Source organism: Cocleimonas sp. KMM 6892 (assembly GCF_035798195.1).
Lineage (GTDB): Bacteria > Pseudomonadota > Gammaproteobacteria > Thiotrichales > Thiotrichaceae > Cocleimonas > Cocleimonas flava.
Genome location: NZ_JAPFBV010000004.1, coordinates 360,258 through 381,775 on the forward strand (window position 1 = coordinate 360,258; position 21,518 = coordinate 381,775).

Annotated in this window: 19 protein-coding genes; 8 read left to right on the top strand and 11 right to left on the bottom strand. The window is 40.3% G+C overall.

Features of this window, described 5'->3' with window-relative positions:
• Window positions 1–90: 90 nt before the first annotated feature.
• The 6 genes from OO007_RS13340 to OO007_RS13365 all read right to left on the bottom strand — a co-directional run bounded on the left by OO007_RS13340 (window position 91) and on the right by OO007_RS13365 (window position 7,452).
• Complete coding sequence (locus tag OO007_RS13340; protein ID WP_325809177.1) at window positions 91–1,569, bottom strand: right-handed parallel beta-helix repeat-containing protein; 1,479 nt, start codon at window positions 1,567–1,569, stop codon at window positions 91–93.
• A 697-nt stretch (window positions 1,570–2,266) separates the two neighbouring features.
• Entirely contained in the window at window positions 2,267–2,824 is a 558-nt protein-coding gene (locus tag OO007_RS13345) for a hypothetical protein (protein ID WP_325809178.1), read from the bottom strand.
• Between the two features lie 390 nt (window positions 2,825–3,214).
• Window positions 3,215–3,499 carry a hypothetical protein gene (locus OO007_RS13350; protein ID WP_325809179.1) on the bottom strand — a complete coding sequence of 95 codons (285 nt, stop codon included), beginning with the start codon at window positions 3,497–3,499 and terminating at the stop codon, window positions 3,215–3,217.
• Between the two features lie 141 nt (window positions 3,500–3,640).
• A complete protein-coding gene (locus tag OO007_RS13355; protein ID WP_325809180.1) occupies window positions 3,641–5,458 on the bottom strand; it encodes an ABC transporter ATP-binding protein in 1,818 nt (605 codons plus the stop codon).
• Between the two features lie 229 nt (window positions 5,459–5,687).
• Window positions 5,688–6,935: a hypothetical protein gene (locus OO007_RS13360; RefSeq protein WP_325809181.1), complete on the bottom strand. Its 1,248-nt coding sequence runs from the start codon at window positions 6,933–6,935 to the stop codon at window positions 5,688–5,690.
• A gap of 49 nt (window positions 6,936–6,984) precedes the next feature.
• Window positions 6,985–7,452 (bottom strand): hypothetical protein, encoded by a 468-nt coding sequence (locus OO007_RS13365; RefSeq protein ID WP_325809182.1) that lies wholly within the window; start codon window positions 7,450–7,452, stop codon window positions 6,985–6,987.
• Window positions 7,453–7,788: 336 nt separating this feature from the next.
• Here OO007_RS13365 and OO007_RS13370 point away from each other — a divergent pair, with 336 nt between their 5' ends.
• Entirely contained in the window at window positions 7,789–9,000 is a 1,212-nt protein-coding gene (locus OO007_RS13370; RefSeq protein WP_325809183.1) for an alpha/beta hydrolase, read from the top strand.
• A 15-nt stretch (window positions 9,001–9,015) separates the two neighbouring features.
• On the opposite strand, the gene OO007_RS13375 is transcribed toward OO007_RS13370, so the two are convergent.
• Window positions 9,016–10,050: a hypothetical protein gene (locus OO007_RS13375; RefSeq protein ID WP_325809184.1), complete on the bottom strand. Its 1,035-nt coding sequence runs from the start codon at window positions 10,048–10,050 to the stop codon at window positions 9,016–9,018.
• Between the two features lie 582 nt (window positions 10,051–10,632).
• Between OO007_RS13375 and glgC the strand changes: the two genes are divergently transcribed.
• Window positions 10,633–11,862: a glucose-1-phosphate adenylyltransferase gene (gene glgC, locus OO007_RS13380; RefSeq protein ID WP_325809185.1), complete on the top strand. Its 1,230-nt coding sequence runs from the start codon at window positions 10,633–10,635 to the stop codon at window positions 11,860–11,862.
• A gap of 108 nt (window positions 11,863–11,970) precedes the next feature.
• Here the strand turns inward: glgC and aspA are convergent, their stop codons facing one another.
• Window positions 11,971–13,839 (bottom strand): aspartate ammonia-lyase, encoded by a 1,869-nt coding sequence (gene aspA / locus OO007_RS13385; protein WP_442784343.1) that lies wholly within the window; start codon window positions 13,837–13,839, stop codon window positions 11,971–11,973.
• 392 nt (window positions 13,840–14,231) lie between these two features.
• Here aspA and OO007_RS13395 point away from each other — a divergent pair, with 392 nt between their 5' ends.
• The 5 genes from OO007_RS13395 (at window position 14,232) to ygiD (ending at window position 16,518) form a co-directional block, all read left to right on the top strand.
• A complete protein-coding gene (locus tag OO007_RS13395; RefSeq protein WP_325809186.1) occupies window positions 14,232–14,438 on the top strand; it encodes a hypothetical protein in 207 nt (68 codons plus the stop codon).
• Window positions 14,439–14,513: 75 nt separating this feature from the next.
• Window positions 14,514–14,720, top strand: coding sequence for a hypothetical protein (locus OO007_RS13400; RefSeq protein WP_325809187.1), 207 nt, complete (start codon window positions 14,514–14,516; stop codon window positions 14,718–14,720).
• Between the two features lie 291 nt (window positions 14,721–15,011).
• Window positions 15,012–15,218 (top strand): hypothetical protein, encoded by a 207-nt coding sequence (locus OO007_RS13405; protein WP_325809188.1) that lies wholly within the window; start codon window positions 15,012–15,014, stop codon window positions 15,216–15,218.
• A gap of 71 nt (window positions 15,219–15,289) precedes the next feature.
• On the top strand, window positions 15,290–15,667 hold the full coding sequence (locus OO007_RS13410) for a DoxX family protein (protein ID WP_325809189.1): 378 nt from the start codon (window positions 15,290–15,292) through the stop codon (window positions 15,665–15,667).
• Window positions 15,668–15,714: 47 nt separating this feature from the next.
• On the top strand, window positions 15,715–16,518 hold the full coding sequence (ygiD, locus tag OO007_RS13415) for a 4,5-DOPA dioxygenase extradiol (RefSeq protein WP_325809190.1): 804 nt from the start codon (window positions 15,715–15,717) through the stop codon (window positions 16,516–16,518).
• 73 nt (window positions 16,519–16,591) lie between these two features.
• On the opposite strand, the gene OO007_RS13420 is transcribed toward ygiD, so the two are convergent.
• The 3 genes from OO007_RS13420 to OO007_RS13430 form a co-directional block, all read right to left on the bottom strand.
• On the bottom strand, window positions 16,592–17,485 hold the full coding sequence (locus tag OO007_RS13420) for a sensor domain-containing diguanylate cyclase (protein WP_131907211.1): 894 nt from the start codon (window positions 17,483–17,485) through the stop codon (window positions 16,592–16,594).
• A 214-nt stretch (window positions 17,486–17,699) separates the two neighbouring features.
• Window positions 17,700–18,809: an extracellular catalytic domain type 1 short-chain-length polyhydroxyalkanoate depolymerase gene (locus OO007_RS13425; RefSeq protein WP_325809191.1), complete on the bottom strand. Its 1,110-nt coding sequence runs from the start codon at window positions 18,807–18,809 to the stop codon at window positions 17,700–17,702.
• A gap of 341 nt (window positions 18,810–19,150) precedes the next feature.
• A complete protein-coding gene (locus tag OO007_RS13430) occupies window positions 19,151–20,041 on the bottom strand; it encodes a LysR family transcriptional regulator (protein WP_325809192.1) in 891 nt (296 codons plus the stop codon).
• Window positions 20,042–20,213: 172 nt separating this feature from the next.
• Here OO007_RS13430 and OO007_RS13435 point away from each other — a divergent pair, with 172 nt between their 5' ends.
• Complete coding sequence (locus OO007_RS13435; RefSeq protein WP_131907214.1) at window positions 20,214–21,392, top strand: MFS transporter; 1,179 nt, start codon at window positions 20,214–20,216, stop codon at window positions 21,390–21,392.
• The last annotated feature ends 126 nt before the right edge of the window (window positions 21,393–21,518 follow it).

Sequence of the window (21,518 nt, forward strand, 5' to 3'; positions counted from 1 at the left end):
CATTTGCACAAGCATGTTTTGATAAGACCACAAAGTGGCCTAAAAGTTACTTAATTTTAGGCGTTACTTTTATCAGAGAGCTAGATAGATTTACCAACCATCAAGTACACATTGCAAGGTATGCGGATTAGTTTCTGATAGCGGTATGTCTTGCAGAGTGTCACCGAGGTAATTGCCACTGGCAAAGCCTGTTGCGTTCTTAAATCGGTAGGACCAGCAATACCTAAGATTTGGGTGGGCTTCGGAATAGGTCACCAGATTATCAACCAGTATTACATTCTCAAAATCTGAAAATGCCATAAAATAACCCAAAAACTGATTCCGTCTTACATCTGCATCCGAGCTTTTATACATATACATTCCGCAACTGTTACACACATTGTCGTGAACATACGTTGCGCGATTATGACCTTTATCGCCACCACTGGAATATTGAATATAACCCAGCCTTCCGTTTACAGATCCATCAACCATTGTGATCGTATTCCTTGCGATAATATTATGCGTTTTATGCCAGCTAACGATTGGACCATCGATGTATTTACTACCCGCACCCTGCTCCATCACATTATCCAAAATATAGACGTTCTCACCACTGGCATTCACAATATCGCCACCTGTATTGTGATGAAAATAATTATTCTGAATCAGGATATCTTCATCGACTCGACCCGGACCTTCAATATCAATACCAAATTGCGGGCTTGTACCATTGATATGATGTATTTCATTGTCTTTGATCTCAATGTTAGTTCCCCCAACAATTGAAATTCCCTGACGTCTGTTGTTATAAATATTGTTATTTGTGAACGTCACATTACTCGAATCCAGCACTAGCGAACCATCTCCTGTGACATCACTGATCTGCATATTTTGAATTAACACATTGTTATTGCCCCACACGCAAATACCATGACCTTCATCGTGTGCTGTTTTTCCATCGCTACTTCTTGGTGTGAAAACATGGGTATCTCTATCACCCTTAATCACACCATCTCTAACGTTTATATTGTCACCGTTCAAACGTAATACGCAGTAATTCCATTTGTCATTCGTATCAATAGATAAAACCGCTCCTTCACTAAAGACAAATTCCGTATCAGCAAAAATATCAATCCCCTTTTGGTAGATTGTATTACCAAAATCACCCACTAAATATTCGCCCGCAGGTAAAATAACTCGGCCATAACCTTCATCATGCGCCCAATCTATCGCTGCTTGCAGATTAGCTGTTGTTTTAGCCGCTGCTGTTCCGTTATTCGGAATATCCCAGGTACTTACATCAATCACATATTCTAAATTATTGCTTAGTACTGGTAGTTGAGCCTTAAACAGCATTTTAGGTAAGCCATTAACATCAAGGTCTTCTGGATCTGCTCCATAGCTTGAATTACCAACGTTATCGTCACCACTATCATCGCCAGCATCACTACTATCTATATCGACGGATTCAACGAGTTCTGATGGATTCCCGTCAAGCGTGTCAGATGATCCAGATCCAGAACCACCACCGCATGCAATGAGAAAAACCGACATAAAAACTAACAGAAAGTAAGGTGTGCTTTTCATAAAGAACTCATTTAATGAAATAACGTTAAGTTAAATTAAGGACAGATCACAATAGATTCAGTTTCAAACTCATACAACTTTATAAACTTCAGCGCTCTTACATTGATTAATTTTTATGATTAGTGGTTCAAAATAAAAAGTACTGAGATGTGAGGAATCTATTCAATAGTTTTCAATTTAACTTTTTATGTCGATTTATAATAATCGAGCTGATAAATGGTTCTTTAGAAAATGAATAAACGCATTCAAGCACGTTGTTTAAATACAAAAGTCACCCCCCACCTTTGAATGAGATTAGGTTTTAGTTTTGTTAAAACCTAAATAGAATTTATGCTTCGCGGGGGCACTTTTTTGTCTAGTAATCGTGGAGATTAAAACCCGTGTGAAAATCACAGATACAAAAAAGCCCGAATACTATCGGGCTTTTTTGTCGGTTAAATAATAAGTAAGTTAATTATTAATAACGAGTTTATTCATCGTTAGACGACTCATACAATGAGATTTAAGTTCTTTTATCACAGATAAATTGAGGTTATTTTACTATATCCGTATCATAAATAATTAAACATGCACCAAAACAACCAAGTAGGTTTCAGTAACATATTTAACGGCAAATATATTACTGAAGTTTAAAATTAGTACAAAGTGTACGTCAGTATTTTAAAACCATCATTTCGTCTGTAATTTTGTTTAATAATTAACTTTGAGTCAGGTTAATTCCCTTACGACGACGCCCAAACCAGAGTAAACCACTAATAGTAACTATAAGCCCAAGAGGAGTAAATATCGGAACAGCGGCAGCAGTTGCATTGGGGGGGGCTAATACGGCAACAAAGTTCGAACGTAACCCCGTAGCGGTTTGGGGAGTGGTAATAAAACTGTATAAGCAGTAGTCGCCTGTAGAAAAATCGCTATATTTGAGGAATGCTTGAGAAGCGGTAACGGGTGTCAGGGAACTGGTATCGTTTATTATTGTGGTTGATGGTGGAAAGGCATCAAAGATCTCTATCCGAAATGAAGTACCAATTACGCCAGAATAACCAGAGTCGGTAATATCGTCATTTACGTTTATGGGAGCTGGAAGTCCAGTTGGTTCTACTATGTCAGTTGCCGTTGCGAAGCATATCGCGGGGTCGGTAATTAGTGCGCTATGTGCCGACGGCATCGTAACTAGCGCCACCATTACACACCCCAGCCATCTTCTCAAATGCAGTCCAATGCGCTTTTTACTCGTACCTGATTTCTTCTCGTTCATTTTAATTCCTTTTTTATAATAACTAGATGCCTTTACACGGAAGAAAAGACGGATAAAAATTTCTCATTTTCTCTCACCATACTTTCGAGAAAAGGTTTCAACTAAAAAACTACTTTACGAAACATTAACATCAGAATTAATTTCAAAATGCCAAATAATAACAATTTATCCAATAATGGTGCAAAGCGCGTAAATCACACCCAAAAAAAAGCCCTAATCAATTCGTTAGGGCTTTTTTTAAGCTTAATTTGCACCAAAACTATAGTGTTTTGGTGCATTCACTTTTCTGAATGTATCAATACAACATAAATCTCATTATATGTGTCGCAAGAATCTCAACTTATGTGGCGAAAGTCTCACTTTATGTGGCGCTTCACGCTCATTTAAAACCTAAATTGAATGAAACACTTCGCCCGCATGAGGATGAATCGCATCGCCGTCCACAACGCCTGCTTCAACCATCTTATCAAACATCATTTTAGCCGTGTCGCTAGCTGCATCCGCTGTTGCTTGATCAGGATATTTTGCTAAAACAACGCCTTTACCATTTCCGTATGAAACGAAATCGATAAAATCTGCGCCAGCGCCTTCTAAGTCCGCGCGTAAACCTTCTGCGATCTGGCCTGCTTTATCCATGTCTGACGATGCAAAACGTGTGATTGTGTAAACTGCCATTTTATACTCCAATTGTTGTTAAATCCTGAGGGAGTAGGAGTATAAGTCACCCCCCTACTTTGGGGCACTTTTTTTGTGATTATTACAAAACTATCATAAAAAAATGGAATTAAGACCCATCTTCAATATGAGTCGTTAAAGCTATTCAGGCAAGAAACCACCCGCTTGCATATTCCATAATTTTGCATAATGCCCAATACCTTCAGCGTCGTTGCTATGGGACTTATCGAGTAACTCTTGATGCGTTCCATCTTCAATGATTTCACCATTATCAAAGACCAAAATACGGTCCATATCCGAGATGGTCGAAAGCCTGTGCGCAACCACGATCACCGTTTTCTTCTCCATCAATCTTTCCAACCCAAGCTGAATTTTTCTTTCGGTAATTGAATCTAATGCAGAAGTCGCTTCATCTAAAATCAAAATAGGTGAATCTTTTAAAATCGCACGCGCAATCGCGATTCGTTGACGTTGTCCGCCGGAGAGTTTTACACCACGTTCGCCCACTAATGAATCATAGCCTTCTTCGGTTTGCAGAATAAATTCATGTGCATTGGCTTTCTTTGCAGCCTCGATAACTTCTTCATCGCTGGCGTCCAGTTTTCCGTAACGTATGTTTTCCATTAGGGAGCGATGGAATAACATCGGGTCTTGTGGAATCAGCGAAATACTTTCGCGCAGGCTGTCTTGTGTCACTTTCTGAATATCTTGGCCATCGATAGAAATCACACCACCGCTGGGCTCGAATAAACGTAACATCAAATTCACAAAGGTCGATTTACCTGAGCCTGAAAAACCCACTAAGCCAACTTTTTGATACGGTTTGATATCCACATCCATCTGCTTGAATACCGCCAAACCTTCTGGATAAGTAAAGTCTACTTTCGAAAACTTAATGTGACCTTTGGTAACGTTAATATCCTTTGCACCGGGCTGATCGACAATATCGTGCGGTTGAATGAATATCGACACGCCATCCGAAATATTGCCAATGTATTCGAAGAACTCGAGAAAGCTTCGGCTTAGACCACGAGCGGCTTCGATCAACATAATCGAGATACCTGCCACCATCGAAAACTCTCCCACGGTCATGCCACCTTCAGACCAGATTTTTAAAGCGTAGCTGACCATCGAAACCATCAACACCATTGCGGAGACAAATTGGAACCAACGCATCTTTTCCATAAACCAGAAGTTGCGTTTAGCCGCTACGATTTCCTCATCAATGAATTCGCCAAGATAGTCCTCTTCAAATTCACCGCGAGCGAACATTTTGGTGTTCATCATATTAGTCACAGAATCGACTACTTTACCGGTTACCTTGGAGCGTGCTGCAGCAAAGGTTTTAGAATAGGTCTGGCATTTTCTGGCTAATAAAATTGAAATCGACACATACACAATCAACCACACCATCAATACCAAGGCGAGCTTTGGCGTTGTGTTAAATAGAATAATCAGAGCTACGGTTGATTGAATGATTAATGGATAGAACGTAAAGCAAATCGTCCATAAAGAATGCATGCAACTGGTGGCAATTTCAGTAATCCGGTTTGCCAGTGAGCCTGCAAAATGTGAGACAAAATAACGGTGTGAATGAAACTGTAAATAACGAAACAAAGAACGCCTGATAATGGATCGTAGACGTGGCCCATTACTCACCAGAATCGCGCCACTGGCTCGGCTAAAAAGCACGATGCCTAAATTGAGCAGCGCAAAAAACACCAGAGAATCATAAGCCGCATCAAACACATCTGCGCCCGTTTCATTCGCCATTGTTACCGCATCTATGATCTGTTTCACCGCATACGGCAGCATGATGGTGCAACTCGCCTGAGCCGCTTCAAAACTGAGGATGGCAACAATCGCCAATGACATTTTGCGATAAAAATACAATGCGAAACGCCACGGTGTGCGTGGTAGTTTTGGTGCTTTGTCCGCAATGGTAAAACTTGAATTCATGAAATGGAAATCCTATAGAAAGCTCTATAAACAATTCATTATGGGGGCGTTGTTTAGCTATTAAAAGATGTTAATTGATACATTCATTTAGACATTAATTGAGACTCAGTAATCATCATTTAGGTCACCCCCCTACTTTAAGGCACTTTTTATTTTTCGTGGACCAAATTAAATACAAAGATCTCAGGTACAAAAAAGCCCGAATAATAAGGACTCTATAACTTCATCATTATTTTTCTATTCTACGAAGTGTTGAAGGTATCGTTGCTACTGTCTGCTGCAACGTCAGAGAATGCGCCGGTACGATCGCACGTATTTCTAAAGAAAGTTTACCGTCACTTAACCAGCTCATCTGAATATGCGAGTCTGTTTTGGTAGTACCATAATTTGGAATAATGACGCCTGATGACATTGATCGAGTGATAGAAAAACCGTTGAATTCTCCAACACTGAGATTGGGTGTCTGCTCGACAACTTGCTGATTAAGTCTCGCTGCCCACGGATCATTGACGATGCTATTCCAGTCCGTAGCTAATGAACCGGATGAACTATATATTTCCAGCCAGCTTTCTTCTGTCCCTTTGGTGATTAGCAGGTTCCAATTCAGGTTTTCGGCATAGGAATTGAAAGCTCCATCGCGGATGACATTATCTAGAAAACTTATTCCTAAAAAAGGAAGAATACCTTTTTTACGCTGGCTTACCTGTGTTTCCCAGTCTGCTGGCACCTCTACAGAAAAACCGTATTCAAGGTTCCGAATTAGCTGGCTACCGCTTGCTGGAATCTTATTCGATATATTCTTGTCATCCTGATCGACACTCGATAGATAGGATTCTGCACTCGCTGTTGAGGTTTTCAACTCACTTTCTATCGACTGTTTCTGCCAATTTAGAATCTCAGAACAAAGTTGTTCTGCATTTGCTTGCCCTTTAAAACCGACGTAATAGCCATCCGGTCCCCTGTTTAATGGATTACCATCTACATCACGGGCACTTCGTGGTTGACCACTACGAATCTCCCAATACACATCACCCACATCTCCCTGACGACTTTTTACACGAACGTATTTAAGCTCTCTGGGCGTTTTCTCTCTCAAGAGTTTATTCCCGAAAACAACCATCAATCTTCTGTTTGTGATGGCATACGCCCATTTAGACGAACGCCTATACCATGAGGTCAGGACTAAATATAAGCCGGCACCCGTCAGTATCAATGAAGGTATTAATGGTTTATTGGAAAGCCCAATCAAGAAGGAATATTTTTCCAGAGTATCGGCAGGTAAGATCAGCCAATATCCGGCATAAAGACTCGTTCCCGCAGAAATCAATAGTATGCCTAACCCAAGCAGTAACGGAGAAGTAGTGCTCCAGTTGCTTGGCTTTCCCAGCCAGTATATTGTTTCATCTTCTTCGATAAATTGAGAAATTCTCTGCCTAATTTCTTTATTATCAATAGAACCGGAAAATTGCTTATTCATCACTGCTTATTCACTAATAACTACTCTCTTCAGAATAAATAATTGCGGATTACTTACACGCACCACGTTGAAAGTAATGGTCTACAAAGTTATGCAAGACGAAAGCATCAGGTTGTACCGAAACCACTTTATTGGTTCCAGGAAGAGACTTCAGCTTGAATACTCCATCTGGAAGGAATTCATACTTCCAGCCCGGTTGCATTTTTGCGGTTGAAGCGCCTTGAGTGCTATAGGTTCCATCAGTTTCAAATATGAAATTATAATTATTCTCTTCACGCTCAATAGCTTTGGTGTCGGGGTTGATTGATTGGTAATGTGTATAACACCAGGCTCCAAGCAAATACTCTGGAGTAAGCCCCTTATAATCTGAAGTTTTATTCTCTTTTGAAACATCGGAAGCGGGTGAAACCTTGCTATCTGCAGCAACTTCGCTAGTTCCCCTGTTGCTTTTTTCTGATTCATTACAAGCAGATAACAGCATGAAGGGAACAACAACCATAAAAACTAATATACGCATATCAATAACTCATGATTAAATTGAATAGGATGTGGGAACATCACCAAAGAAAAATAAGCCTTAATTTTCTACAAGGTATTTATAGACCTATATATCACTAAGTTCTGTGATATTTGTCTCAAAATAAACGATCACATAAATATATTAACCTTGCTCAAAGGGTTTAGGGCACCCCCCTACTTATGGGCACTTTTTTAGTATATTCATTCTTAACCCAAGACAAAAAATATCGAATTAAATCCAGTTACGTAGTTCGTATCAACAAGTGCATGATGAAGGTTTAATGATAAGCTGGCGTCTTAATAAGGTCTGAATGACAACAGGGGCACAAAAGCAATGAAACGTATGTATGATTTTTTAACGTCTAAATTTTTACTTCTTTCAATCATGACTATGCTCACAGCCTGTTCTGTTAGCCCTCAGAGAACCACTTCCGTTAAACCATCGAGCTTGCCCACTACTTCTGACCTCGTAGGAAAATACAGTCTGTTTGCTGGTTCTGAAGTCAGTTTTGACGTCAGTGAGCAAAATGGTAATTTATTTGTATCAATGTTTGGGGTGCAATCACAGCTGCAAAAAATCAGTCCCGTGCGTTACAAGTTTGAAGATGGTAATGAGCTTAAATTCGATTATTCCCGAGAGGGAATCTATGATCGATTTGCCACGATGAATGAAGGTAGACCTCGGTGGTTTATAAAAGAAGATTCGCTGCAACGTAGCCGATCTAATGTCACAAATCAGGCGGTTTACACCCAACAGCTATACAAGGACTTGAAGCCAGGCGCTTACGCTTTCTCACGTTTTATAAGCCCTTCTCGTGGGCTGGTTGATTACTCCGTTTACCTTCCGCCAGAATGGAAACGCAATAGCAACAAAACGTATCCTTTGGTGTTTTTTCTACACGGTCAGTTAGGTTGGGAGCATAGCTTCCCCGACAGTGTGCCGGCATCGCAGTTAAATCAATGGATAGCCCAAGGCTCAATTCCACCGATGGTGATTGTGTCATTACGTACAGGTCGATTAAATGGCAGGGTGGAAGAACAATGGTCTTCTGCACGCAATGAAACATTATTGACCAGTGAAAATAGCAATGAATTACGTCAATACATTCGTCAGCAATTCAGGGCGGGTATGTCTGCTAGAACCACGGCAATACATGGCCACTCTCGGGGTTCTCGCGGTGCAATTCATTACGCTTTAAAGTACCCAAACAGCTTTTCATCTGCAGTCGCTAATGCGTTTGTGAGTGACTACGCGCTGGATGAAACCAAAAGAATTGCCCTGCAAAACCAACAGCAGATAAGAAACCGAGGCATTCCACTGCGTATTTCAATTGGTGATAGGGATGAGTTCGCCTTAAACATGGGGCGAAAAGCATCACCTGTGATTCATCAATATTTAAATAACTTGAATATCCTACATGATTACGAAGTTTTTCGAGGCGTTGATCATGGGTTCGTCAATATCTGGAATACCAGACAAAGAACGGGCTTACCAAATGGTCTGGGTGAATTACAACTGCATGCCGAGGCCTGGGCCAAGGGTTAATGACATATAGCTAAGTTACCCCTGACCTGTTGTCGTTTTAAACCTGACAGTTGGGCTATCGTCGTCAACGACGTCGTTATTCCCAGTACCAGTATTCCCAGCACCAGTATGTGTGCTTACCCAGCTCGTCGCTTTTTCCTTCATTTCGCGGAATTTGGTTGAGCCTTGTTCTAGTTTATTTTCCCATTCTGGATTTGGTTGCTGATCATAAGTTACTTTGAAAAACACCTGCATTAAAGCCGTCATTGCAAATGGGTCAATTAATGCAGCTTTGATACTTATCGACGCAACAATCGCAATCATCAGCGGCCACATTCCACCGACTTGGCCGGTTAGTTGCAACAGTAACGCAATTGGCCCGAAGGTTAATAACATCACCAATGCAGTCAATACCCAACTGATCACAGTAACAAACACGGCATTTTTCAAAAATACTTTATAATTTTGAGCATACAAAACCACTGCTTGTTTAGAGCCTTCCCACGGGTTATCAATTTCATTTTTGATGTTGTAAGCAAGAATAATTTCATCCACATAGGTTGTAGAATTCTTAATGATGGCATTCACGAACTTAACAATAGGTTGGGGTACAAACGGCAGAAAACTTAAAATCCCTTCAAACAAACCGGTGATAAATCGAACCACCTTTTTAATCACTTGATCTACCGCAAACAATACCGATGCTTCTTTAAATCGGTCTTTAACGATAGCCTGCGCATAACTGATTTGACCTTTACCTGAAGGGATTTCTTCCTTATCCAGATATTTTAGGATGACGGCTATATGACCTGCTTTCACCATGTAGAGCAAGTACTCTCTGACGTAAAACAAAATTCCTGTAACCAGACCGAACCCACCGATAATGCCATAAAATGCACCAGCTTCGGACTCACCTGCTACCTTGCCGATTAAAGAACCTACACCAGCACCTGCACCAGTCGCGATAACATAAGCAAGTGTAATTCCGAAATAAATCAGAAACCTGAATAACATGAATGACTTTGTTTTCCACAGCGCTGAAAAAACATCTTTGATCTTGAAATCCAACATCTCATCACTCCTTTTTTCTATCCCAGCCAATCTTTGAAAACTTAAAAACCAAGAAAATATCAATCTTAGAAAACACAAGATTTCCTAAGATTGATATGCTTATGACTTATTTATATATCAAATGATTTTTTACAGACGTGACGTATTTCACATTTCAAGCAAGAAATACCAACAGTAAAGAATTAGGTCACCCCCATACTTACAGGCATTTTTTATAACAAATTTTTTAAAACAGCTGATGTAAATACATAATAAATATGATTACGACGCCATGATTGATAACTAACAAAAAAATACAGAAAAATCCCCTGATAAGCGCTAACATCAACTAGACTTGGTGATAAACACGAATAACGAAATAATAACGAAACAAACTATTTAACTAACAATTACAGTTAACTAAAAACCAAACAACAAAATAATTTATAAAATAAAAATAAAAAAAGAAGAAAAAAAATAGTATTCAAAGTCACACTATAGAGATTCGTAACAGAATAGCTAAGGTACTTTTGAGGAGAATATAAAAGAGTGAATTAGCACAGCGCTAATTCATGGCTAACCATTTTCGTCGAGGGTAAGTGAATGTCAGGTAATCAATTCGAAGATGCAATCTGCGTCTTATTAGCAGGAGGTCAAGGCTCACGCCTTCAACCATTAACCATCGATCGCGCCAAACCGAGTGTGCCTTTTGGTGGTAAATATCGCATTATCGATTTCACCCTAAGCAATTGTTTGCATTCGGGTATCAGACGGGTGCTGGTGCTGACTCAATATAAATCTCACTCTTTGCAACTTCATCTCTGTGATGCCTGGTCGATTTTTAATCCTGGCTTAGGTGAATACATAACCCCTGTTCCGCCGCAGATGCGCACAGGAGATTCCTGGTATAAAGGTACGGCTGATGCGATTTATCAAAACATCTGTTTACTAGAAAGCAGTGGTGCTAAAAAAGTAGTAATTCTGTCAGGTGATCACATATATCGCATGGATTATGGCGCTATGCTAGAACACCATAATGAATTTGAGGCTGACCTTTCAGTCGCCTGCATGCAAGTCCCTATAGATGAGGCAAGCGCGTTTGGCATTATGACTATTAATGAACAAAGTCAGGTCATTGAGTTTGAAGAAAAACCCGAAAACCCTGCCTGCATGCCTAATCAAACTGAGTTTGCATTGGCCTCGATGGGGATTTACATTTTCAATATTGATACCCTGGTTGATGCTTTAAGCAAAGATAACCTTAACCCTTTATCATCACATGATTTTGGCAAAGACATTCTGCCTTTATTAATCAAATCACATAATGTGGTTGGCTATGAATTCGGCGGCAGTGAAGGACGGGTAACACCAGATCGCTATTGGCGTGATGTGGGCACGATAGATTCATATTTCGATGCCAATATGGATTTGCTTTCGCCTCAACCGCCGTTAAATCTGTATCAAAAATCATGGCCGATACGCACCTATCACGGTCAACATCCACCCGCTAGAATAATCACGGCTCACGATAACGAACAGGGTAAAATTAAAAACGCCATTATCGGCAGCGGTTCAATGGTTATAGATGCAACGATAATTAAATCTATCCTGTCAGCGAATGTCCGAGTCAATGAAAGCGCCCACATCGAATCCAGTATTATTTTTGATCATGTACAGATAGGTGCCGGTGCTAAATTACGCGACTGTATCGTCGACAAACATGTGCAAATACCAGAAGGAATGATAATCGGCTATGACAAAGAGGAAGATGCCAAACGCTTTACCCTCTCGAAAAATGGAATAGTCGTTGTACCAAAAGGCTTTGGCCAATAATCAGTAAACACCTATCAATTAACACCGTTTACTGTGGTCACCCCCCTACTTTGGCGCTTTTTTTAAAGGATTAAAAGATGCCCGCTCAATCAACATGGCAGCCATCTATTAACGCACCATATTTTCCGGTGCTAGCACGTCATCTAATTGTTCTTTAGAGAGTAACTGTTGTTCCAGAACTAAATCATAAACACTGCGATGGTCATCCAGCGCTTCCTTAGCCAAAGCCGTACAAACTTCATAACCCAGATGTGGATTAAGTGCCGTAATAATCCCGATGGAGTTCTTTACATTATCTGAACAGGTAGCTTCATTCGCTGTTATTCCAGCAATACAACGACTACCCAGGATATCCATACCGCGTTTAAGAATTTCGACGGATTCAAACAGGCTTTCAACCATCACAGGTTCCATCACATTGAGTTCAAGTTGCCCTGCTTCTGCCCCTAAGGTTGTCGTCAAATCATTACCAATTACTTTAAAGGCAATTTGATTAACCACTTCGGGAATAACCGGATTAACTTTACCTGGCATGATCGAAGAACCGGGTTGCATGGGCGGTAAGTTGATTTCATTGAGTCCGGCGCGTGGTCCAGATGAAAGTAAACGAAGATCATTACAGATTTTAGACAGTTTTACCGCGAGTTGTTTAAGCGCTGATGAGTACATCACCAACGAACCCGTATCATGCGTGGCTTCAATCAAGTCATCAGCCAATACGATATCCCGTCCTGTCACTTTACATAAGTGTTGTACGACTCGCTCTCTATAGCGAGGATCTGCATTGAGTCCAGTACCAATCGCTGTTCCCCCCATATTCACCGTTAGAAAAGAATGACTACAGGTTTTAAGGCGTTTAATCTCATTTCGTAGACTGGTAGCATACGCATTAAAGCTTTGACCTAAGGTCATTGGCACTGCATCTTGTAATTGGGTACGGCCCATTTTCAGAATATCGGAAAACTCAAAACTTTTATCATCAATAATCGCGATCAGCTTATGCACTTCAACCAGTAACTTATCGTTGGTGTCCATAAGTGCAACTTTCATTGCGGTTGGATAAGCATCGTTGGTTGATTGAGAATAGTTGATATGATTATTTGGGTGACAATATTTATATTCACCGCGCTGATGCCCCAGAATCTCTAAAGAACGATTGGCAATCACTTCGTTAGCATTCATATTGGTCGACGTTCCTGCTCCGCCCTGCAACATATCTACAATAAAGTGGTTATGTAACATGCCCATCCCAATCTCATCACAGGCCTGACAGATCGCGCCGATAATATTATCCGGGATATGGCCTAAATCGTGGTTTGCCATCGCCGCAGCTTTCTTTACTTTGGCGAGTCCTTTAATAAAGTCAGGATAAAAGTTTAAGGTGATGCCACTGATATCAAAGTTTTCCAACGCTCGAAGCGTTTGAATACCATAATAAGCCGTTGCTGGTACTTCTTTTTCGCCCAGCAAATCATGCTCAACACGTCGACCTCGAGCACGGTAAAGCGCGGATATATTTTTATAACGACTGTTTGCGTGCTCCATCCGGCGAATAATAATTTGCGCAATAGTAGCAGAAATTGTCAACGCCAAATCACCACGTTGACTGAGTAAATGATGTAATGCTTCGCGCTCGAACCGGTACAACGTTCCTTCCGATAACAACCGTGCACAAACCCCTTGTTTATGAGGTGGGGCAATCAGAATGGTTTCGCAGATAAACTCATACGTCGAAAATACAGTAAGACTTCTCTCTCGATCACCTTGATCATCAAATAACTGAACACTTCCCGATGCAACCACATACAGTGCATCAGTATAGTCATTTGTCCTAAACAGAACATCACCTGTTTTAAAATCCTGAGATTGAGCATGTTCTGCAAAAAGTGCTAAATCCTCATCGCTAATACCCTGAAATAATTCGACTTTATTTAACAGTGAAATTACAGATTGTTCTGTGACGGACTTTTTGCTCATTGTGTGTATTTGCCTTTTAAGGTTACGAATAGGTCATCATATTTTTTAACATCAGGGACTAAAAATACGACTATTCCTTTGATACAAAACACAGCAAACAACATGCCAAAAATAATAAAAATTAATACGAAGATTTATAAGGGGTTTCGATATAAGCAACTTAAGTGGCGCACCAAAAAGGTGTGCTTTTAATGTCACCCCCCTACTTTAAGGCACTTTTTTATTCGATCCATTATTCAAACGCCCTATCCACACCTTTAACTTATTGTTCCAAATACAAGAACAAACTTTTGCTATTTTCGATATTTATCCTTTTTTCTACAACAGTTAATATTCTCTCATCGGCAGGAAATAACTCCTACCAAACTTAATTAATACAAAGGAATTTAAACATGAACACTAAAGCAATCATCGCAGGCACACTTTTTTCAGCGCTATTTACAGCTCTAGTCGCAGGTCAATCTGCTTTCGCTGGACAAGATAATGATCAGGGCGTTTTCGCAACTAACACTGAAGCGACTCAATCAGTTTCGGCTGACAAAGTTAACTACGACGCACCATCAGTGACTAATGAAGTTTTTGTTAGCGGTCGTAAATAATCACTAACGATTAACACTGAATCAAAACCAAATTATACAAACATATTAAACAAATAAATTTAAAGGAAATTAATCATGAACACTAAAGCAATTATCGCAGGCACACTTTTAACAGCACTTTTCGCAGGCCAGTCTGCATTTGCAGGACAAGATACAGACGAGACTGTTTTCGCAGAATTAACTGCAAACACTGCAGTGACTCAATCAGCATCAACTGACAAAGTTAATTACGATGCGCCAACAGCTGACAGTTCTGAGTCTGTAGTAAGCGGTAGAAAATAATCGCTTACCTGAAAGAAGCATGTACATTGAAGCAAAGAATGTACATGCAACACCCGAAAAAGAAATAGCCTGATCGTTTGATCAGGCTATTTTTTTGCCTAGGAAAAATAGTACTGAATAAAAAAGTAAACACCATTTCCACACAGATACACACACGACAACAATAGTTCTTAATATGTGAACAATCATTTGCTAAATTCGATATTTATCCTTTTTACGACAACAGTTAATATTCTTTTATCGGCAGGAAATAACTCCTACCAAACTAAATTAATACAAAGGAATTTAAACATGAACACTAAAGCAATCATCGCAGGCACACTTTTTACAACTCTAGTTACAGCTCTAGTTGCAGGTCAATCTGCTTTCGCTGGACAAGATAATGATCAGGGCGTTTTCGCAACTAACACTCAAGCAACTCAAACAGTTTCGGCTGACAAAGTTAACTACGACGCACCATCAGTGACTAATGAAGTTTTTGTTAGCGGTCGCAAATAATTTTTTTTAAATCACTAATAATTCATCATTAGCTTAAAACCAATCACACCATTAAAGACAAGGTAAACCCAATGTTAAAATTTCTAGATAACTATCAGCCACAGAGCTACGCACTATTAAGAATCACTGCAGGTTTTATGTTTCTTTCTCATGGCGTTCAAAAGTTCTTCAACTTCCCAGTCGATTTTCCATGGCCTCTATCACCATTGACAACGGCTGCCGGTGCTATCGAACTGGTTGCAGGGTTGTTGATTATGATCGGCTTGTTTACGAGACCAGCAGCATTCATTGCTAGCGGCATGTCAGCAGTTGGATATTGGATGTCTCATGGTACTCAATCATTCCTTCCTATCGCCAATGGCGGAGAGATCATTGCACTTTACTGTTTCATCTTTTTGTTTATTGCAACAAAAGGCGCGGGCATCTGGAGTGTTGATAAAGAGTCATAAGACAGAAAACGTTAGCATCGCAAAATTTTAATTGGGAAATGAAGAATATGAACCAAACAGCACTCAACAAAAACAAGCCATTCCCTACCTTATTTGTCGGGCATGGCAGTCCAATGATTTCGATACAGGATAATCGCTACACCAAAGCGTGGAAAGATATCGGTGATCGTTTGCCTAAACCGAGTGCTATCTTGATGGTATCTGCTCACTGGTACGAGCCCAAAACGGCCGTAACAGTGAGTACTTCACCAAAAACAATCCATGATTTTTATGGTTTTCCCGATGAGTTATACCAGATTCAATACCCCGCACCGGGCGATCAAGCACTTGCTGAACGTGTGAAAGAATTATTATCGCCCATTTCTGTCCATCAAGACGACAACTGGGGGTTAGATCATGGCGCATGGTCGGTACTAAAACACATGTACCCAAATGCAGATATTCCCGTGGTGCAGATCAGTATTAATTCCAATCAACCTGCGCAATTTCACTATGAACTTGGGCGAAAGCTTCAACAGCTTCGACATGAAAATGTGATGATCATCGGTAGCGGAAATATTGTGCATAACCTAAGGCATTATACGGGTGAAAACGCCACCAAAACTCAGCATGACTGGGCAATTCGGTTCGAGAATAAAATCAAAAATCTGTTAATTTCAAAAGATCATAAAAGCCTGATTGAATATAAAAACCTGGGATCTGATGCGGCATTATCAATCCCAACACCAGAACACTATCTGCCTCTGCTCTATATACTTGGCGCGAGTCTGCCGGATGAGTCGATAAGCATTCCTATTGATGGTGTCGAAAGTGGTTCTATCTCGATGTTAGCGGTTGAAATGGGGGATTAGATTATCCTGCTGGAAAGCGTGATAGATAGTTGTTACTCGGTTGTTACTCGGTTGTCACTCGTAATACTTTTAACTAGGCGCACACTTTATTGCGCCCTGTTTTTTTGGCTTTATATAAATTATCGTCGGCTCTTTTTATAATTTTCGTATGGTCCGTGTCTGAATTTTCAACTTCAGATATACCGATACTCATGGTTGCCAAAATATCCCCATTACACGTCTTGATCGGTGTGTTAGAAACGATTTCTCTTATCTTTTCGGCGATAACTAAAGCAGATTCTTTATTGGTTGCGGGCAACAATACGCAGAATTCTTCCCCACCGACTCTTGCCATGCGATCGTACATTCTTAAGTTTGATTCGCACGCCAGAGAAATAGTCTGAATAGCGGTATCACCAACTAAATGACCAAAATCATCATTGATCTTTTTGAAGTGATCGATATCGAGCATCAGCAATGAGAACACTTCACCACTTCGATGATAATGAGGCAGTTCGTTATCCAGAATTTCGTCAAAGGTTCTTCTGTTAATCAAGCCGGTTAAAGGGTCGGTTCTTGATAGAACCTCGAGTTTTTCCTCCACGTCTTTCTGCTCTGTCACATCACGCTCAATTGCCACAAAATGAGTGATAACGCCTTGCGGATTCTTTAAGGGATGAATACTTAAATCCAGCCAATACCCTCTTCCGGATTTACTTTGATTTTTGATGGTTACTCTAACAGGGACTTTTTGCTCTAATCCTTTTCTGATGATTTTCTTAGTCTCACCATCTGTTTCTTCAGATTGTAAAATTCTGGGGTTTTTACCTAATACTTCTTCGGCGGTATATCCGGAAAGCTTGGTGAAGGCTTCATTGACATAGACAATCTCAGGCCCCGGATTATCAATATCATCTGACTTGGTAACGATGATGACATCATTAGCAAATTCCACGATATCTCGAAAATTGAAATCGAATTCTTTCATGACTGTTTTTTATTATAATTGAATCTAAAATTTAGAAATTTTGTTTGTTAACAAAATAAATATATAATACCCATCGCTTTTTTTCAAAATAAACGACCAAAGGGCAGCAATTAGCCACCCCCCTACTTTGGGGCGTTTTTTTATATATGTTAGCGAATATCTAACGTTAGCATCTAAGACTAGCCGCTAAACTAATGGCCTTAATTGCTTTTAATTAACGATTAAAATACAACCAGATCACTTCAGAAATATTCGGTCCACGTGTATCACTGTAAGACCCGGGCAAGCCACCTATCCAGCCATGAGATAACTGGTCGACAGTGAGAAAATCCACTGACTTATCGGTACCAAACTCACCATAGTGCTGGTATTGCCAGTTAATTCCTCTGGTTGTATCGGCTAGCATCGTGACTTCTGCGGGATTTATCTCCTTGAAGGCCAACCAACTATCGCGCAAATTCAGCCCTGCTTGCAAAGGAACTGTTTCATCCGCTTCTGACTGAATCACCAGTAATGGCGCTAATCGACCGTGACCATTTAGCGTGATTTGATCACGCATGCGTTTCACAATAAGACCTAAGGAACGATAGTGTACCGATAAAAATGAAACTGTCTTCACCGCTCTAGCCGTTTCGTCGTAAGCCACCCCCGCCACACTCGCACCCGAAGCAAATAAACTACCGTGCGCGACCAATGCCGCTACCGTCATACCTGCGCCCGACGACAACCCGGTGATGTGAATCCGTTTTGGATCAACACTAAATTCTTCCTGCACCTGTTTTATAATACGACCGATATCCTCCACTTCTCCCGATCCGGCCTGTATGTGTTGCTTCATCCACCACGCCCAGCAATTCTTATTGCGCAGGCTCAAATAGCCCGTCACGAATGGATAAACCACAATAAAGCGTTCGCGTTCAGCAATTGCATCGAAGCCACTAATTGCACGAATATCATCATCTGTCTGACGACAACCATGCAACACAACGACGACTGGCAAGGGTTCACCTTCAACATAGTCTGCAGGCGTATAAACCAGATAATCACGACGACGGGAAAACCAGGAGCCAATCATCGGCAGGCAACTACGCGAATGAGTCTGTCCTGATAAGGGCTCGGCAGAATGTTCTAATGCAGCTACTTCTCGCAATTGCGCATCAAACTTACGCGGCGGTTTAAGCTCAAGAGTATCAACTTTGATTGCTGTATCAACAGCTGGAATAGACAAATCTGGCTGATCGCGCAACTTTTGCCATCGGCTTTTCAGATAACTGCCAGCCCGCTGAAAAGCACCGCGTAACTTGTCACGCATTGAGAGAAACATACAAAATCCTTTTTATTAAGCCCTTTTAGTTATTGGTATACTGAGTCATTGTAAAGAGTTCAAATTATGTCTATTGATTAAAGAAAAACACCATACGTATAAAATATGTATTCCTCTCTACGATGTAATTTAAAACGCTTTTATATTTTTAAAAGCTACGACTTGTTAATCTATACAGTGCTCGTGATTTTAAAATATTATGAATAGTACGCTCTTCGTGTCTCTGTTCGCATTGTGATTGTGATTGTGATTGTAAATGTTTAACAATTTCGTCTTCGATACACATCATATCCTGCATTGTTGGTTTCTCGTTGTTGGTTTCTCGTCATTAATTTAAACGATCATCCTAAATTCAATTTAGGTTTAATGAAATCTATAAAGGCAGATACTCTTTTAGCCACGTTTGAAGATCGATAATAGACAGCGTTAATTAATTCTCTATCCGTATCAGGTATGCGATAAGAATCTAACAGCGTCAGCAACTTTCCTGAAGCAATATCTTCATTTACCATAAAACCAGATAAACAAGCGATACCATTCCCAGACAATACTAACTGGCGTAATGTTTCTCCACTACTCGCTGTAATAGTAGGCGTAATAGTAGGCATACCTTTAATGGGCCATTTGTTAAGCGCTTTGATAGTTGAAAAGCCAATAATCTCATGATTAGACAGATTTGGGGGAGTCACCACGATCTCATTTTTATCGATATATTCTGGGCTTGCAACAATGTACAAAGGGCTTCTTCCTAAAGCTCTAGCGTGTAAGGTTGAATCTTCTAATTTACCGATTCTAATGGCAACATCGGTGCGTTTTTCTATCAAATCAACAAACTCTTCATTAGAGCTAAGCTCAACCTCAATATCGGGATAGGTCTCTGTAAACTCTCGCATGTGAGGTATTAGCTGATGATAAATAAAGGGGCTTGCGGCATCTATTCGTAGCTTACCTACAGGTAAATTAGTACGTGTGGTGATATTAATTTCAGCATTATGAATTTGCTCTAAACCAAGACTTATCGCATTTACAAATTGTCTGCCTTCATCAGTTAACGTCACTCTTCGGGTCGTCCGTGTGAAAATCGTTGTACCCAGTGCATTTTCTACCTTCGCTACAGCGCGAGAAATGCGTGCAACTTGAATATTTAATGCTTCAGCAGCTACAGAGAATCCACCATATTCATTTACCGCAAGTAAAAGTTCCAAATCATCTGATCGTGTTTTTAAATTCACATTAATACCATTTTCTACAAAAGTAATTTGTCAATAGTGCCATTTATTGAAAAAGTCTAACAGATAATAATAGGTACCTCTCAGCTTTTCACAAGATTGTTAGTGCTGTTTAAGAGCTGACAATAAATATTTTTAACTTTACATATTTTTTACAACAAATCAGGAGATTAAAATGCCGTTAGCATTACTCGCATTAGCATTGAGTGCTTTTGCCATAGGAACAACAGAATTTGTTATTGTCGGTTTGCTACCAACAATGGCAATAGATCTTAATGTTTCAATTCCATCGGCGGGCTTGCTCGTCAGCTTATATGCAATGGGTGTCGCAGTAGGTGCGCCTATTTTGACTGCACTAACCAGTCGCTGGAATAGAAAACATGTTTTATTATCAGTCATGGCGCTATTCGTGGTCGGCAATTTGGTTGCCTGGCAGGCACCAAATTACGAATCTTTGATCATTGCTCGTGTCTTAACCGGGTTAGCGCATGGAGTGTTTTTCTCAATCGGTTCTACCATCGCTGCAGGTTTAGTCCCAAAAGAAAAAGGCGCCAGCGCCATAGCAATTATGTTTACGGGTTTAACTGTAGCATTAGTCACAGGCGTTCCTTTAGGGACTTATATCGGTCAAATATATGGATGGGAAGCCACCTTTTTAACTGTTTCGGCGTTAGGTTTACTTGCGATGATTGGGAGCGCGATTTTAGTACCGAATAATTTGAAACAATCCAAACCCGCAAAAGTTTCTGCACAATTTAAAGTACTCACGCATCCCAGATTATTATTGGTGTACGCGATTACCGCCATTGGCTACGGTGGAACTTTCATCGCCTTTACTTACTTAGCGCCAATTCTTAGTCAAGTAAGCAATATTCAGGATAACGTGATTAGTTTAATACTACTGGTATACGGATTATCCGTTGCTGTCGGTAATATTCTAGGAGGTAAAATGGCAGATAAATTGGGGCCAATTAAAGCGCTAACCATCATTTTTGGTGGGCTAGCAGCTATCCTGTTAATGTTTAACTTTACTGCACCGAATCCAATAGCAGCTGTTGCCACAATATTAATCTGGGGAGCATTTGCCTTCGGTAACGTTCCCGGTTTACAAATATACGTTGTAAAATTAGCCGAACAATATACACCCGATGCCGTCGATGTAGCATCTGGATTAAATATAGCTGCATTCAATGTTGGAATAGCATTAGGCGCATGGAGTGGTGGCTTAATCGTTGAAGCATCTGGATTAATGAATACCCCTTGGGTGGGAGCAATCGTAGTATTGGTTGCGCTTGGACTTACCCGATTCAGCGGATCTTTGGATAATAAAATAATGCGAACATCAACCATTTAAGTAATATAAAAAAGCCCGATATGAATCGGGCTTTTTTATATTCAGATAAGAATGAGGAACTAAAACCAAAACAGTTATCGAGATTTACCGGATTTCCCATAGCCAGATCAACTTATAACTTACAAT

Bases quoted from the DNA above. Each gene is read 5' to 3' on its own strand.
- OO007_RS13340 (WP_325809177.1), bottom strand. From the start codon at position 1,569: ATGAAAAGCACACCTTACTTTCTGTTAGTTTTTATGTCGGTTTTTCTC.
- OO007_RS13345 (WP_325809178.1), bottom strand. From the start codon at position 2,824: ATGAACGAGAAGAAATCAGGTACGAGTAAAAAGCGCATTGGACTGCAT.
- OO007_RS13350 (WP_325809179.1), bottom strand. From the start codon at position 3,499: ATGGCAGTTTACACAATCACACGTTTTGCATCGTCAGACATGGATAAA.
- OO007_RS13355 (WP_325809180.1), bottom strand. From the start codon at position 5,458: ATGAATTCAAGTTTTACCATTGCGGACAAAGCACCAAAACTACCACGC.
- OO007_RS13360 (WP_325809181.1), bottom strand. From the start codon at position 6,935: ATGAATAAGCAATTTTCCGGTTCTATTGATAATAAAGAAATTAGGCAG.
- OO007_RS13365 (WP_325809182.1), bottom strand. From the start codon at position 7,452: ATGCGTATATTAGTTTTTATGGTTGTTGTTCCCTTCATGCTGTTATCT.
- OO007_RS13370 (WP_325809183.1), top strand. From the start codon at position 7,789: ATGAAACGTATGTATGATTTTTTAACGTCTAAATTTTTACTTCTTTCA.
- OO007_RS13375 (WP_325809184.1), bottom strand. From the start codon at position 10,050: ATGTTGGATTTCAAGATCAAAGATGTTTTTTCAGCGCTGTGGAAAACA.
- glgC (WP_325809185.1), top strand. From the start codon at position 10,633: ATGTCAGGTAATCAATTCGAAGATGCAATCTGCGTCTTATTAGCAGGA.
- aspA (WP_442784343.1), bottom strand. From the start codon at position 13,839: ATGAGCAAAAAGTCCGTCACAGAACAATCTGTAATTTCACTGTTAAAT.
- OO007_RS13395 (WP_325809186.1), top strand. From the start codon at position 14,232: ATGAACACTAAAGCAATCATCGCAGGCACACTTTTTTCAGCGCTATTT.
- OO007_RS13400 (WP_325809187.1), top strand. From the start codon at position 14,514: ATGAACACTAAAGCAATTATCGCAGGCACACTTTTAACAGCACTTTTC.
- OO007_RS13405 (WP_325809188.1), top strand. From the start codon at position 15,012: ATGAACACTAAAGCAATCATCGCAGGCACACTTTTTACAACTCTAGTT.
- OO007_RS13410 (WP_325809189.1), top strand. From the start codon at position 15,290: ATGTTAAAATTTCTAGATAACTATCAGCCACAGAGCTACGCACTATTA.
- ygiD (WP_325809190.1), top strand. From the start codon at position 15,715: ATGAACCAAACAGCACTCAACAAAAACAAGCCATTCCCTACCTTATTT.
- OO007_RS13420 (WP_131907211.1), bottom strand. From the start codon at position 17,485: ATGAAAGAATTCGATTTCAATTTTCGAGATATCGTGGAATTTGCTAAT.
- OO007_RS13425 (WP_325809191.1), bottom strand. From the start codon at position 18,809: ATGTTTCTCTCAATGCGTGACAAGTTACGCGGTGCTTTTCAGCGGGCT.
- OO007_RS13435 (WP_131907214.1), top strand. From the start codon at position 20,214: ATGCCGTTAGCATTACTCGCATTAGCATTGAGTGCTTTTGCCATAGGA.